This is a genomic window from Mycobacterium sp. E787, assembly GCF_001668725.1.
GTDB lineage: Bacteria > Actinomycetota > Actinomycetes > Mycobacteriales > Mycobacteriaceae > Mycobacterium.
In genome coordinates, this window is record NZ_LZKL01000091.1 from 17,194 (window position 1) to 30,364 (window position 13,171).

Here is a 13,171-nt window from a genome sequence, read left to right on the forward strand (position 1 = left end):
TCAAATCGCCGACAACCCCCCGTCGGGCATGACGCGATCACGCACCTCGACGATGACGTCGGCGGGCAGGCCGGCCCGCGCGGCCGCGGTCCGGATCGCCTCGGGCGACGGCGCCTCGTACAGGCAGTAGGTCTTCCGCTTGTCGGCGGAGAGAAACGAGTACATCCAGCGCACCCCCTCGTGGTCGTTGATCCGGTTGATGCCGTCGGCGACCTCGAAGCTCGGTTCCATTTCCTCGGCAAAGTTGCGCTCGACCATGAAGATGGGCACGGCGGACTCCTGTCATTGTGTTGGGTCGAACCTACGCCCTATAGAAGGCCGGGACCCGGCAATTCCCGACCGGCTTCAATCGGAGGACGCGTCGGCCTCACTGGAGAGCAACGTCTGCAGGGTTTCGCGCAGTTCGCCCAACCGTTGCGGCCCCAGTACCTCTTTCCAGCGCTGCTCCAAAGCGACTGCGTTGGAACGCATCACGCGCAGCGCCTCGCGGCCGCGCGGCGTCAGCTCGATGATCCGGGCTCGGGCGTCGGCGGGATCGATCACCCGGGTGACATAGCCGTGCCGCTCCAGGCTGGCTATCCCCTGGGCCACCGCCTGGCGGCTCACCCTGAGCCGGTCGGCCAGATCCGACGCGTGCAGTCCGCCGGCCGCCAGGGGCACCAGGGCAACCGCTTGCGCCGGGCGGATGCCGTCGAGTCCGGCGACGGCGAAGGCCGCCCTCAACCGCGGCGCCCCCGAGGCGGCCACCAAATTCACCAGCGCCGGGACGGTGGGCTTCCACTCGGCATCGGCAACGCGTCGCATGCAAACGAGTGTGCCACTCCAGCGGAGTTTGACAAGCTGCTTGTCAAATATTGCGATCGGTGCCACCATGGCTCCATGCGGTCGCCACACGCTCGGGCACTCGTCGTCGGTCTCCTCTCGGTCTTGGCGGTCGTGCTCGGCGGTTGTGTGGGCGGCGGGCACGCGTTGGGATCCCCCGGTTCCCAATCGATTCCGGTCGGGCAGTCCACCCAGACGATCGACTCGGGCGGCGTCGACCGGACCTTTCACCTGTACCGGCCTCAGGGCCTGCCGGACGCGGTACCGCTCGTGGTGATGCTGCACGGCGGGTTCGGCAACGGCGCCCAGGCCGAGCGGTCCTACAACTGGGACGCCGAGGCCGACAACGGGCACTTCCTGGTCGCCTACCCCGACGGCCTCAATCGCGCCTGGAATGCCGGGACGTGCTGCGGGCAACCGCAGCGCGACAACGTCGACGACGTCGGTTTCCTGACCTCGATGGTCGGAGCCATCGAGCGGGAAATTCCGATCGATCGCGCGCGCGTCTACGCCACCGGCATGTCGAACGGGGCCATGATGGCGCTTCGGCTGGGCTGCCAGACCGACACCTTCGCCGCCATCGGCCCCGGTGGCCGGCACGCTGCTGACCGACTGTTCCCAGGCGCGTCCGACATCCGTGCTACAGATCCACGGCACCGCCGACGACCGGGTCCCCTACACCGGCGGACCCGGAAAAGCCTTCGCTATCAACGGAAATCCCCGCGTCGACGGGCCCTCGGTGGAGGCGGTCAACGCCACCTGGCGGTCCATCGACGGGTGCGGACCACCGACGTCGACCACCGCCGGCAGCGTGACCACCCAAACGGCGGGGTGCCCGGACGGACGCACGGTGGAGCTCATCTCGGTCGCGGGCGCCGGCCATCAATGGCCCGGCGGCCAGCCCAGCCCGCTCGCCGAGCTCGCCGGGATTCCCGAGCCGTCGACGGCGCTCAACGCCACCGACACCGTCTGGCAATTCCTTGCCCAGCAGCATCGGTGAGACCGCGGACGGCGCGCCGGGCTAGATATCTTCAGCGCCCGCACTGCTATTCGGTGGCGTGAGTCGGCGTTCAAGCGCGCCCGTGATGTCGGTCGTGGTCACGACGAGGGCGATCATGAATTCGATCAGCTGGTCTTGGCTGACATTGACCTGGTGTCGGTACCACTGGGTGGTCAGTTCGAGGAGGCCACCAACGACCGTCAGCGCGGTCAGCGTGACGTTGTCGTCGCTTCCGGCGGCGTCGCCGAGGAGGGCCCGCACCTGACTGACCACGATGCCGGCGAGGACCTCGATCACCTCGTGGCGACGGCCCGAGAGCGCCTCGGCCGTCTGCAGCTCGATCAGTAACCGTGGTCGCCGTGAGTCCTCGCCGAGGAAGTCGAACGCGAACTCGAGGACGGCCCGGGCGCGGGCTTCGAGTTGGTGCGGTGAGTTGGCGACCGTCGCCATGATTCCCGTCAGCGCCAGGGTGAACTGGTCATCGAAAGTCGCGATCAGCAGCTCATGGCAGTCGCGGAAGCTCTCGTAGAAATACCGATCGTTCAGACCGGCTCTCGCGCTGACGGCCCGGACGCGCAGATTGCTCACACCGTGCTCGGCGACCGTGTCGAGGGCGGCGTCGATGAGTTGCCGGCGGCGCTGCTCACGTCGTTGCTCGGCGGTCAGACCACGATGCACTGCCATACCTGCGTTGAACCCTCCAATCCGGCCCGGACTTGCGCTCGCGCCCAACTTTGGTGAAGGATATCACCAAAGCAGTTTGGTGAAGCACTTCACCAATATGACAGGGGGCGTAGGGATGGAAAGTCCGATCTTTCTTCAGCCGGTGCACGTGCCGGGCGGGTGCGGACTGCTGCGGAATCGCCGGGGGCGGCGATGACGGGGGCCGGCAGCGGTGCGACGGCGACCGTCGAGGCGCCGCGTCGTGATGCCGGGCCGCGCCGACGCAGCGGTGAGTACAGTGCGCGCCTTGCCGCGTTGGGCCAGTTCACCCTTCGCCACAAAGCTTTGGTGATCGGGGCGTGGATCGGCGCCGCTGCCGTCCTCGCCGTCATCTTCCCGCAGTTAGAGGCCGTGGTCCGACAGCAATCGGTACAACTTTTGCCGAATGACACGGGGTCGTTTCAAGCGCTCGACCGCATGACGACGGCGTTCGGCGAGCGGGGCGCCAAGACCTCGATTGTCGTCGCGATGGAAGACCCGGCGGGGCTGACCCCGTCGGCGCGGCAACGCTACAACAACCTCGTGGCCGCCCTGCGCGCCGACAAACCGCACATCCTGCTGGTGCAGGACCTCCTTGCGGACCCGACTACCCGGACGCAGGCGGTGAGCAAAGATGGCAGAGCCTGGTTCCTGCCGGTCGGAATCGCCGGCACGCTGGGCGACCCCCGGGCGGCCGAGTCCGTCGACGCCGTGCGCGCGATCGCATCCACCCAGTTCGCCGGATCCTCGACGATCGCCTACGTCACAGGCCCGGCTGCGACATTCCGCGATCAGATCGCCTCGGGCGAACGGGAGTTGCTCATCATCTCGGTCGCGACCGCGGCACTCATCGCGGTCATCCTGCTGCTGGTCTATCGCTCGGTGGCCACCGCCGTGCTACCACTGCTGGTCATCGCCGCGAGCCTGGCCGTCGGCCGGGGCGTCCTGTCGGCACTGGGTGAATTCGGCGTGCCGGTTTCGCAGTTCACCGTCGCTTTCATGACCGCCGTTCTCCTGGGCGCCGGCACCGACTACAGCGTGTTCCTGATCAGCCGCTACCACGAGCAGCGGCGAAACGGCACAGCCCCAGACCAGGCGATCGTCCACGCGTGCGGCAGCATCGGCCGCGTCATTCTGGCTTCCGCCGCCACGGTCGCTTTGGCGTTGGCGTCCATGGTGTTCGCGCGCCTGAGCGCCTTCCAAGGGGTTGGCCCCGCCTGCGCCGTTGCCGTGCTGATCGGGTTCCTGGCCACCGTCACGCTGTTGCCGCCGCTGCTGGCGCTCGCCGCGAAACGCGGCATCGCCGAGCCCCGCGCCGATTTGTCCCGCCGGTATTGGAACCGCATTGGCGTATTGGTCGTGCGACGGCCGGCGCCGTTGCTGGCCGCAAGCCTCGTGATACTGCTTGCCCTCTCCGCCGTCGTGGTCACCATGACGATCAGCTACGACGACCGCAAAGGGCAACCCGCCGGCACCGCGAGCAACCGCGGCTACCAGCTGTTGGATCGCCACTTCCCCAAAGACACCGTCGTCGGCGAATTCCTGCTGGTGCAATCCGGCACCGACCTGCGCACGGCGAAAGGGCTGGCCGACCTCGACGCGCTGGCGTCGCGGGTCGCCCAGCTGCCCGGGGTCATCCGCGTCTCCGGCGTCACCCGCCCAACCGGGAACCGGCTCGATCAAGCGCAATTGTCTTGGCAGAACGGGCGAATCGGCGACAAGATGGCAAGCGCGGCCGCCGACGGGGAAGCCCACAAAGACGACCTCGCGAAGCTCACCACCGGAGCCGACCAACTCGCCGCGGGCCTGGGCCAGCTCGACACCACACTGCGTCGCGCACTGACGCCGCTGACGGGCCTGTTGAAGCAAGCTCAAAACGCGGGCCAAAGGCTGGAGAGCGGCCGCCCCCTGCTGCAACAACTCGACGCCACCGCACCCGCTGTCGATCAAGCCGTACATAGCGGCGCCGGGCTGGGGCCCCTCGCCCGACAGGCCGCCACCGCCATTGCCACAATCGAACCCCTCGTCGAAAGCCTCAATACCTCGGCATGGTGCGCGACCATGCCGCAATGCGCGCAACTGCGCGACGAAACCCGGGTACTCGTCACGCTGCGCAACGACGGATTCTTCGACGAGGTCGCCGGTCTCAGTGACCAATTCGGCCAAACCGCCACTCTCGCCGGCACCCTCAGTGACGTCCAAAACGCCGCCAGCACCATGCGGCAAGCCCTCGGCGCGGCAGGCGACCCCGGCGACATCGTCGGCAACGTCCACCGCCTGCAGGATGGTGTCGGCCGGCTCGCCTCGGGCGCCCGGGCGCTGGCCGCCGGCGTGCGTGCGCTCGCCGACAGCAACATTCAACTGCTCAGCGGCATGAGCCAAGTCGCCGCCCAGCTACAGAACTCCGCCCGCGCAACCTCGGGCTCGGACGCCGCCTCGGGGTTCTATCTCCCCCCCGCCACATTCGAAAATCGCCAATTCAGCGACGTGGCGCGCCAATTCATTTCCCCCGACGGCCGCACCGCCCGATTCGCCGTCACAACCTCGTACGATCCCTACTCCGGCGAGGCGATGGCCCTGAACCACGCGATCATCGACGCGGCGAACGCGGCCAGGCCCAACACCTCGCTGGCCGGCGCCACCGTCTCCATGGCCGGGTTCACCGCCGTCAACTCCGACCTCCAGCACCTGCTGTCCGCGGACTTCAGCCGCCTTGCCGCCGCTACCCTGCTGATCGTCGGCGTCGTCCTGATCCCGCTGCTGCGCGCCGTTGTCGCCCCGCTCTACCTGCTGGGCACCGTGGTGTTGAACTACTTCGCCGCCCTGGGCCTGGGAGTGCTGGTCTTCCAGTACGGATTCGGCCACGCCATCGCCTGGCCGGTGCCGCTTCTGGCGTTCATCCTGCTGATCGCGGTCGGCGCCGACTACAACATGCTGGTGATCTCCCGCCTGCGCGAAGAATCGGGCCGCAACATGCGCGTCGGCGTCCTGCGGACCGTGACCAGCACCGGCTCCGTCATCACCTCGGCGGGGCTGATCTTCGCCGCAAGCATGTTCGGACTCATGATCGGATCGCTCGACATGATGATCCAGGCCGGGTTCATCATCGGCTGCGGGATCCTGCTGGACACTTTCGTCGTCCGGACGCTCACCGTCCCCGCGATCGCCACGCTCGTACGCGAGAGGAGCTGGTGGCCACATCGATGAGGAGCTTCTGCCCGACGCGCGCGGCGATGCCGGCAGATACGCTGCCCGTATGCGAACTGGGCTGGCATCCCCGTTGTTTCGGGTGGTCTACAGGCTCAGCCTGACGCTGGGCGCCGTGGCGGCGATGTGGCTATTGGTCAGTTATGCGGTGGCGAAGGTCGTGCAGCACGACCCACGGCTGCGACCCACATTGCTCAAGCCGTACAACAAGGTCATTCGCCCGATTGCGGGCAGGCCGCATTCACCGTATGCGCTCCTCGAACACGTCGGGCGTCGTACCGGTCGCACGTACGTGACACCCGTGGGCGCCTTCCCTTACGAGGGCGGGTTCGTCATCGGGTTGTCGTATGGCGCCGACGTGGATTGGTGCCGAAACCTCATGGCTTCCGGTCGCGCGGCCCTGACGTGGCACGGGCGCACCTTCAGCCTCGAACGCCCGGAGATCATCCCCATGAGCCCGGCTGTGCTGCAAGCAGTTCCATCATATTTCCGGCTGCCGGCACGGGAGCTCAAGCAGTTCGTGTGGCTGCATCCGCCAAGCGCCTGACTACCCGTTCAGCATCGCGTCGATGAGCCGGTGCAGCACCTCTCCGGTCTCGCGCCGCGCGCGTTTCGGGTCGTCGGCGGTGGCGATGACCATGGCCGCCTCGTCGAGCGCGCCGATGAGTATGTGCGCCAACGGTCGCATCGGTTGCTCGGCCAGCTGGCCGGCCTTGACGGCCTCGGCGAGCAGCTGTTCGGTCATGCCCAGGCTGTAGCGCTGGGCGACGTCGCGGAAGGCGGGCCAGCCGAGCACGCTGGGCGCATCCAGCAAGATCAGCTGGCGCACCTCCGGGTCGCCGGAGACGTCGAGCCAGGCATCGACGGCGGCCCGGATCGCGTCCGCGGGCGTCGTCGCCCCCGACTCGGCCACCAGCGTCGCCATCCGGGCCATCACGTCCTGCTCGACGGCCTCGACCACCTCACTGAAAAGCGTTGCCTTATCGGCGAACTGGTGGTACATCGCGCCGCGGGTAACGCCCGCGGTCGCGACGATCTCCGGGGTCCCGACCTCGGCGTACCCGCGCAGGCCCCACAGCTTGCGGGCAGCCGAGATCAGCGCGTCGCGGGTCGCCGCGGAGCGCTCCTCCTGGGTCCGTCTCTTGATTTCCATACAGCCTGTTGGTAACTTACGAACAGACAGCCTGTTTGTAAGTGTATCTCGAAGGTGGGTCAGCTATGTCGACGATCGACATTAATGCCGGAACCATTCATTACGAAGCAACCGGCCCCGAGAACGGCAGGCCCGTGGTGTTCGTGCACGGGTACATGATGGGCGGCCAACTCTGGCGCCAGGTCAGTGAACGGCTCGCGCGGCTCGGCCTGCGCTGCATCGCCCCGACCTGGCCGCTGGGCGCGCACCCGCAGCCCCTGCGCCCCGGCGCCGACCGCACCATCACCGGCGTGGCCGGCATCGTCGCCGATGTGCTTGCCGCGCTCGAGCTCGAGGACGTGGTGCTGGTCGGCAACGACACCGGCGGGGTCGTCACGCAACTCGTCGCGGTGCACCGTCCCGAGCGGCTGGGCGCGCTCGTGCTCACCAGTTGCGATGCCTTCGAACACTTTCCGCCGCCGATCCTCAAGCCGGTGATCCTGGCGGCCAAGTCCAAGACGATGTTCAAGGCGGTCGCCCAGGCCATGCGGGCGCCCGCCGCGCGCAAGCGCGCGTTCGACGGCCTGGCGCATCGCAACATCGACGACCTCACCCAGGCCTGGGTGCGCCCGGGGCTATCCGATCCGGCCATCGCCGAAGACCTGCGCCGGTTCACCCTGTCGCTGCGCACCGAGGTAACCACCGGTGTCGCCGCCCGGCTGTCCGAGATCGAGATACCCACTCTCGTCGCCTGGTCGGCCGACGACGTGTTCTTCGAGCTTGGTGACGGCGAACGGCTGGCCGCGACCATCCCCAACGCCCGCCTCGAGGTCATCGAGGGGGCGCGCACCTTCTCGATGGTGGACCAGCCGCAACGGCTCGCCGACCTGCTGTCGTCCATCGCCGTGCGCACCTAGGGCCCGCCGGCGCTTGCGGGCGCTACGCTCTCGGTCATGCAAAACGTGCTGCAGGGCCGGCGGATCCTGGTGACCGGCGGAGCGACCGGCATCGGCGCGGCCGCGATCGGGGTCCTCATCGACGCGGGGGCCGAGGTCGTCGGCACCTACCACCGGACCCCGCCGCCGGACGGCCTCGCGGCCACCTGGCTGCAGTGCGACGTTCGCGAGGCCGACGCCGTTTCGGCGATGGTCCAGCAGGCGGCCGAGCGGCTCGGCGGGCTCGACGTCCTGGTGAACGCCGCGGGGCTGTGGCAGGCCGGCATCCCTGGCTACATCGGCGTCGACGACATCTCGTTCCTGCTCGACACCAACGTCAAAGCGACGATCCTCACCAACCAGGCCGCCTACGCGGTGATGAAGGGCCAAGATCCCAAGGGTGGCCGGATCATCAACTTCGGATCATCCGAAGCCGTGATGGGCAGCGCCATCTCGGCGGTCTACGCCGCGACCAAGGGCGCGGTACAGGCGTGGACGCGATCGGCCGCGAAAGCCTGGGGCGCCGACAACATCACGGTCAATGCCTTGGCACCGGCGGTGCAGACACCCGGCTCCGCCCGCTTCCGGGAATTCCTCGGCCCGGAGGCCGGCGCCCTCATCGACCAACAGATGCAGATGATGATCCCGATCGGCGGGGCGCTGGGCGAGCCGGCGCGAGACGTGGGGCCGATGCTGGTCTTCCTGGCCGGCGCCGGTTCACACTTCATCACCGGGCAGCTGCTCGCCGTCGACGGGGGCCTGATGATGGTGGGCGGCTAGCGTCGTGAGTCGTTAATCGGGGGGCCGGCCTCACTCAGGTTCGCCGAACGTGGGGGATATGCACGAAAATCCTTGGAAAAGAGTGCATACGCCCCACGCTCGACGCGGTCTGGGACCGTTCGGGATTGTGAGAATTCGCGACGGAATTGGCGCACTCGATTCCTCAGCACGACCAGCGACCTGTGCAGCTCGAACAGCATGAGCCAATGATGGCCCGCATATGCAACCAGACCGGTTATGTACACGGTCTTCGATGGGGAACCCTCGCCGAAATGGGCATGAAAACTTCTACAACACAAGGTGTTGTCACGCCTGCGGTCCGCCATAACCGCGAGCGGAGCCGCCCGCTACTATAAGACGGACCGTCTCGTCTCGTAGTGGAGGTGGACCGAGCCGATGGCTGACGACACGATTCAGGCGCTGCTGCGCAAGCGCCTGTCCGACCCGGCTGTCGCGGTCAAACACGGTACCCTGCAATGGAGTTGGAGCCAGTACCTGGCCGGATCGACCGCGCGCGCCGCGGCCTTCATCGCCGCCGCCGACCCGCAACGGCCGCTGCACGTCGGCGCCCTGCTGGGCAACACCCCCGAGATGCTGGCACAGATGGCGGCGGCGGGGCTCGGCGGCTACGTGCTGTGCGGCCTGAACACCACGCGGCGCGGCGAAGCCCTGGCCGCGGACGTCCGGCGGGCGCACTGTCAGTTCCTCGTGACCGATGCCGAGCACCGGCCGCTGCTGGACGGTATGAACCTCGAGGGAACCCGGATCCTGGACACCTCGGCGCCGCAGTGGGCCGAATTCCTCGGCGGCGCCGGCGAATTCGTCCCGCATCGCGAAGTCACCGCGATGGACGCGTTCATGATGATCTTCACCTCGGGAACGAGCGGCAATCCCAAGGCGGTGCAGGTATCCCACCTGATGGCGACGTTCGCCGGTATCAACCTGGTGCAGCGCTTCGCGCTGTCCGCACAGGACACCTGTTACGTGTCAATGCCGCTGTTTCACTCCAACGCCGTCGTGGCCGGATGGGCGCCCGCCGTGGTCTCCGGCGCCGCGATCGTGCCGGCGAAATTTTCGGCCAGCAACTTCCTCGACGACATCCGCCGCTACGGCGCCACCTACATGAACTACGTCGGGAAACCCCTCGCCTACATTCTCGCCACCGCCGAGCGCCCCGACGACGCCGACAACCCGCTGCGGGTGGCGTTCGGTAATGAGGCCAACGACAAGGACATCGAGGAGTTCGCGCGCCGGTTCGGGGTTCAGGTCGAGGACGGGTTCGGCTCGACGGAGAACGCGGTCATCGTGATCCGCGAACCCGGCACGCCGAAGGGCTCGATCGGCCGAGGCGTCGAGGGGGTCGCGATTTACAACAGCGAAACCGTCACCGAATGCGCCGTCGCGCGCTTCGACGCCAAGGGCGCGCTGGCCAACGCCGACGAGGCCGTGGGCGAATTGGTCAACACCAGCGGATCCGGTTTCTTCACCGGCTACTACAACGACCCCGACGCCAACGCCGAACGGATGCGCCACGGCATGTACTGGTCCGGCGACCTCGCCTACCGGGACGCCGAGGGCTGGATCTACCTGGCCGGCCGCACCGCTGACTGGATGCGGGTCGACGGCGAGAATCTGGCCGCGGCGCCCATCGAGCGAATCCTGTTGCGGCACAGCGTCATCAACCGCGCGGCGGTGTACGCCGTCCCCGATGAGCGGGTCGGGGACCAGGTGATGGCAGCGATCGTCCTCAACGACGGCGCGCAGCTCCGGCCCGACGAGTTCGAGGCGTTTTTGGGCGCGCAGCCCGACCTGTCCCCGAAGGCCTGGCCGCGCTATGTCCGCATCGCCGCCGACCTCCCCAGCACCGCCACCCACAAGGTGCTCAAGCGCCGGCTGATCGCCGAGGGAACGGTGGCCGGCGAGGGCGAAGTCCTGTGGGAGCGCGCAGCGCGCGGCACCGCGTATCGCAAGCGCGGCGTAGCCGGGCGCTGCGGGTCGCCACCGTCGGCCTAGCGCTGCGGGTCACCACCGTCGGTCTAGCCCGGCTCCCGGCGTGCCCGGCGGCGGATCTGCCCCTTCGACCGTCGCACCCGTTTGACGGGGTCCCGGCTTGTGCCACTGGCGATCTCGTCGCGTAGCTGGGCGATGTTGGAGATTTCCGCATACAGGCCGCGGATCGCGTAGTCGAGGACCGCGAACGAGAAGCGCTGGTCCGGGTCGTCGACGATGCCGAGCTCGCGGGAGCGCTGCCTCGACCACAGCGCCTCGTCCAGCCGATCCCGGGTGGCCACGAGATGCCGCTCCAGCGCGTCGATCACACGTTCCGGCTCCTCGCCGCGGGCGAGCCAGGTCCGCAGGATGACCGGGTGCTTGATCACCACCTGATCCTGATCCGGAAAGTGCTGGACCCAGCGGCGCAGCGCATCCGCTCCGGCGTCCGTGGTCTCGTACAGCGTGATGGCACGCTTGCCCGATCGGGCTCCGATCTCGCTGACCATCCCACGCGCCAACAGCCGGTTCAGTTCGCGCCGCACATGGCTCACCGACGGCGACCAATAGAAGTGGCCCACCGACAGTTCGGCCCGCATCTTCACCTCGCCGGCGGTGAGTTGCTCGTCGTTGGCCGCCAGCACGCCCAGGACCAGGTAGGCGGTCACCGGCAGGCCGTTGCTGGTGCGCGCCACACTCATGGCAATCCGGTGAAATAGGGCAGGGTCACGTCGGCGCCCACGGCGTGGAATTGCACCTGCACCCGCAAGCCGATCGCCAGGTCTTCCGGGTTTACACCGACGAGGTTGGTCAGCATCTGGTAGCCCTCGTCGAGCGTGACGATCGCCGGCGCGTAGGGCGGTTCGAACTCCGGGGTCACCACGCGATGCACCAGGGTCCAGCTGTACACCTCGCCGAGGCCGCCGCCGCGTTCCCAGTGCAGCTCGGCCGAAAGGCATTGGCGGCAATGCTCGGTCGGCGGAAAGTTCGCGAGGCCGCACGCCTCGCAGCGTTGGTAGCGCAACTCCCCGGACCGGCAGCCCTGCCAGAAGGGGATGCTCTGCTGGCTGGCGGCGTGCGGCACGGGGCCGGTCTGCGGTCGCAGGGATTCTGTCGTCATGGCCGTTCGTCTCCGAGGATCAGGACGGTGGTGAACAAGGCGCCGGCCCCCCCGTTGCTGCACAACGCAACATGCGCGTCGGGCACCTGGAGGTCACCGGCCTGGCCGCGCAGCTGCTGGACGGCGCGGATGGCCCGCTGCATCATCTGCGGATTGGAGCCCGCGTGGCTGAATGACATGGTTCCCCCGTCGGTGGTGACCGGATGGCTGCCGTCGATGGCGATGTGACCGTCGGCGACGAACGGACCGCCCTCGCCATCGCCGCAGAATCCGAAAGCCTCGAGCTGGCGGATGATTTCGAACGAAAACGGATCGTAAAGTTCCAGCACGTCCACGTCGTCCGGACGCAGCCCGGCCTGGCTGAACGCGCGCTCCGCCGCGCGCCTGCCGACCACGCCGTTCACGTGATCGCCGCGCCGACCGGCCAGGTCCCACGCGGGCGGGTGCTGATACGACGGGCCGTGGAAGTCCGCACCGCTGCCCAACACGTAGATCGGTTGGCCGGCAACCTCTACCGTGCCGATGTTCGCCACGACCAGCGCGCATCCGCCCTCGGAGGTGGTGGCGCAGTCGAGAAGGTGGAAGGGGTCGGCGATCGGCCGTGACGCGGTGATGTCCTCTGGCGTGAACGGTCCCCGTTGGTAGTAGACGGCTTCGGGGTTGCGCGATCCGTTGTTGCGAATGGTTGCCGCGACGGTCGACAGTTGCTCGCGCGTCGTGCCGTAGACATGCATATGGCGCCGGGCGATGAGCGCGAACTCCGCGGTGGTGAACATTCCCCAAGGGGCCACGAATTCGTTCTCGGGCCGGGTCCACGGCGCCGTGGCCTCGTGATCGCGGTACTCCCCCGCCTGCGCGGCGACCAGGACGACGACGTCGGCCATGCCGTGTTCGATCGCGGTGGCCGCCTCGGTGATCATGCCGACCCCGAACGCGAGCCCCTGCCAGGCCGGCCCGAGGCGCAGGTCGTAGATCAACGTCGTGGACAGCGGCCCCGCGCTGACCCCGTCGACGTCGTCGAGGCTCAGGCCGGCGTCGTCGAGCGCGCCCTGAATCGCCTTGAGCGCCAGGCCTCGCGAGGTTTCGCCGTCCAGCCGGCGGCCCTGCCGGGTGTTGTGCACCCCGACGATCGCCGCGGTTCGCTTCGCCGGGCTAGTTTTCATCCGCGACCACTCCCAGGTAGGTGCCCACAACGTCGTATTCCCGCCCCTCACGGGTAATGGTCCCGATCGTCGTGGCCCGCCCCGCGGCGCGCGCCGTGCCGGGCTCGACCACGTCGATTCGCACGTCGACGGGCCGGGCCGTTTGCGGGTCGGTGATCTCGACGATCATCGCCACCGCCCGTTCGCGCTGGTCCCACTCGACGCCGGTGATCCGGTGCCGGGCGGTCAGCTCCATCACCACCGAGTCCTGCCGCACCAGGAACCGCACCGGTGCGCACAGCTCGCCGGCGCGCGGCGGAACACACAGCGTCACGGCCACTT

The 13,171-nt window shown here is 68.2% G+C and carries 13 protein-coding genes and 1 pseudogene; 6 read left to right on the forward strand and 8 right to left on the reverse strand.

Going from position 1 to position 13,171, the window contains the following annotated elements; translation table 11 throughout:
- Complete coding sequence (locus tag A5705_RS17960) at positions 1-270, reverse strand: DUF4242 domain-containing protein (protein WP_067875702.1); 270 nt, start codon at positions 268-270, stop codon at positions 1-3.
- Between the two features lie 75 nt (positions 271-345).
- The gene (locus tag A5705_RS17965; protein ID WP_067875700.1) at positions 346-804 is read right to left on the reverse strand and encodes a MarR family winged helix-turn-helix transcriptional regulator; all 459 of its coding nucleotides are present in this window, start codon (positions 802-804) and stop codon (positions 346-348) included.
- A 75-nt stretch (positions 805-879) separates the two neighbouring features.
- Here A5705_RS17965 and A5705_RS17970 point away from each other — a divergent pair.
- Positions 880-1,822: pseudogene (locus A5705_RS17970) on the forward strand (PHB depolymerase family esterase).
- A 21-nt stretch (positions 1,823-1,843) separates the two neighbouring features.
- Here A5705_RS17970 and A5705_RS17975 read toward each other — a convergent pair.
- On the reverse strand, positions 1,844-2,554 hold the full coding sequence (locus A5705_RS17975; protein WP_231964255.1) for a TetR/AcrR family transcriptional regulator: 711 nt from the start codon (positions 2,552-2,554) through the stop codon (positions 1,844-1,846).
- 144 nt (positions 2,555-2,698) lie between these two features.
- On the opposite strand from A5705_RS17975, the gene A5705_RS17980 reads away from it, so the two are divergent.
- Both A5705_RS17980 and A5705_RS17985 read left to right on the forward strand, forming a co-directional pair.
- Positions 2,699-5,731: an RND family transporter gene (locus A5705_RS17980; RefSeq protein WP_068278965.1), complete on the forward strand. Its 3,033-nt coding sequence runs from the start codon at positions 2,699-2,701 to the stop codon at positions 5,729-5,731.
- Between the two features lie 49 nt (positions 5,732-5,780).
- Positions 5,781-6,278 (forward strand): nitroreductase family deazaflavin-dependent oxidoreductase, encoded by a 498-nt coding sequence (locus A5705_RS17985; protein ID WP_156763155.1) that lies wholly within the window; start codon positions 5,781-5,783, stop codon positions 6,276-6,278.
- On the opposite strand, the gene A5705_RS17990 is transcribed toward A5705_RS17985, so the two are convergent.
- Positions 6,279-6,884 carry a TetR/AcrR family transcriptional regulator gene (locus A5705_RS17990; RefSeq protein ID WP_068278972.1) on the reverse strand — a complete coding sequence of 202 codons (606 nt, stop codon included), beginning with the start codon at positions 6,882-6,884 and terminating at the stop codon, positions 6,279-6,281. It abuts the gene before it with no gap.
- Positions 6,885-6,949: 65 nt separating this feature from the next.
- Between A5705_RS17990 and A5705_RS17995 the strand changes: the two genes are divergently transcribed.
- The 3 genes from A5705_RS17995 to fadD1 all read left to right on the forward strand — a co-directional run bounded on the left by A5705_RS17995 (position 6,950) and on the right by fadD1 (position 10,591).
- Positions 6,950-7,780, forward strand: coding sequence for an alpha/beta fold hydrolase (locus A5705_RS17995; RefSeq protein ID WP_067875684.1), 831 nt, complete (start codon positions 6,950-6,952; stop codon positions 7,778-7,780).
- A 36-nt stretch (positions 7,781-7,816) separates the two neighbouring features.
- Complete coding sequence (locus tag A5705_RS18000) at positions 7,817-8,578, forward strand: SDR family NAD(P)-dependent oxidoreductase (protein WP_068278979.1); 762 nt, start codon at positions 7,817-7,819, stop codon at positions 8,576-8,578.
- 396 nt (positions 8,579-8,974) lie between these two features.
- Positions 8,975-10,591 carry a fatty-acid--CoA ligase FadD1 gene (gene fadD1, locus A5705_RS18005; protein WP_068278982.1) on the forward strand — a complete coding sequence of 539 codons (1,617 nt, stop codon included), beginning with the start codon at positions 8,975-8,977 and terminating at the stop codon, positions 10,589-10,591.
- A gap of 23 nt (positions 10,592-10,614) precedes the next feature.
- Here the strand turns inward: fadD1 and A5705_RS18010 are convergent, their stop codons facing one another.
- Genes A5705_RS18010 through A5705_RS18025 form a run of 4 tightly spaced genes read right to left on the reverse strand, consistent with a single transcriptional unit; the run spans position 10,615 to position 13,169 of the window.
- A complete protein-coding gene (locus A5705_RS18010; protein ID WP_067875675.1) occupies positions 10,615-11,268 on the reverse strand; it encodes a PadR family transcriptional regulator in 654 nt (217 codons plus the stop codon).
- Positions 11,265-11,687 carry a Zn-ribbon domain-containing OB-fold protein gene (locus A5705_RS18015; protein ID WP_068278989.1) on the reverse strand — a complete coding sequence of 141 codons (423 nt, stop codon included), beginning with the start codon at positions 11,685-11,687 and terminating at the stop codon, positions 11,265-11,267. The genes A5705_RS18010 and A5705_RS18015 overlap by 4 nt, the downstream gene beginning before the upstream one ends.
- The gene (locus tag A5705_RS18020) at positions 11,684-12,850 is read right to left on the reverse strand and encodes a thiolase family protein (RefSeq protein WP_067875671.1); all 1,167 of its coding nucleotides are present in this window, start codon (positions 12,848-12,850) and stop codon (positions 11,684-11,686) included. The genes A5705_RS18015 and A5705_RS18020 overlap by 4 nt, the downstream gene beginning before the upstream one ends.
- Positions 12,840-13,169 (reverse strand): hypothetical protein, encoded by a 330-nt coding sequence (locus A5705_RS18025; protein WP_067875668.1) that lies wholly within the window; start codon positions 13,167-13,169, stop codon positions 12,840-12,842. The genes A5705_RS18020 and A5705_RS18025 overlap by 11 nt, the downstream gene beginning before the upstream one ends.
- Positions 13,170-13,171 lie beyond the last annotated feature (2 nt).

What these genes read in the sequence shown, in the direction of transcription:
- A5705_RS17965 (WP_067875700.1), bottom strand. Translation starts at nt 804, where the DNA reads ATGCGACGCGTTGCCGATGCCGAGTGGAAGCCCACCGTCCCGGCGCTG.
- A5705_RS18010 (WP_067875675.1), bottom strand. Translation starts at nt 11,268, where the DNA reads ATGAGTGTGGCGCGCACCAGCAACGGCCTGCCGGTGACCGCCTACCTG.
- A5705_RS17980 (WP_068278965.1), top strand. Translation starts at nt 2,699, where the DNA reads ATGACGGGGGCCGGCAGCGGTGCGACGGCGACCGTCGAGGCGCCGCGT.
- fadD1 (WP_068278982.1), top strand. Translation starts at nt 8,975, where the DNA reads ATGGCTGACGACACGATTCAGGCGCTGCTGCGCAAGCGCCTGTCCGAC.
- A5705_RS18020 (WP_067875671.1), bottom strand. Translation starts at nt 12,850, where the DNA reads ATGAAAACTAGCCCGGCGAAGCGAACCGCGGCGATCGTCGGGGTGCAC.
- A5705_RS18000 (WP_068278979.1), top strand. Translation starts at nt 7,817, where the DNA reads ATGCAAAACGTGCTGCAGGGCCGGCGGATCCTGGTGACCGGCGGAGCG.
- A5705_RS17995 (WP_067875684.1), top strand. Translation starts at nt 6,950, where the DNA reads ATGTCGACGATCGACATTAATGCCGGAACCATTCATTACGAAGCAACC.
- A5705_RS17990 (WP_068278972.1), bottom strand. Translation starts at nt 6,884, where the DNA reads ATGGAAATCAAGAGACGGACCCAGGAGGAGCGCTCCGCGGCGACCCGC.
- A5705_RS17985 (WP_156763155.1), top strand. Translation starts at nt 5,781, where the DNA reads ATGCGAACTGGGCTGGCATCCCCGTTGTTTCGGGTGGTCTACAGGCTC.
- A5705_RS18015 (WP_068278989.1), bottom strand. Translation starts at nt 11,687, where the DNA reads ATGACGACAGAATCCCTGCGACCGCAGACCGGCCCCGTGCCGCACGCC.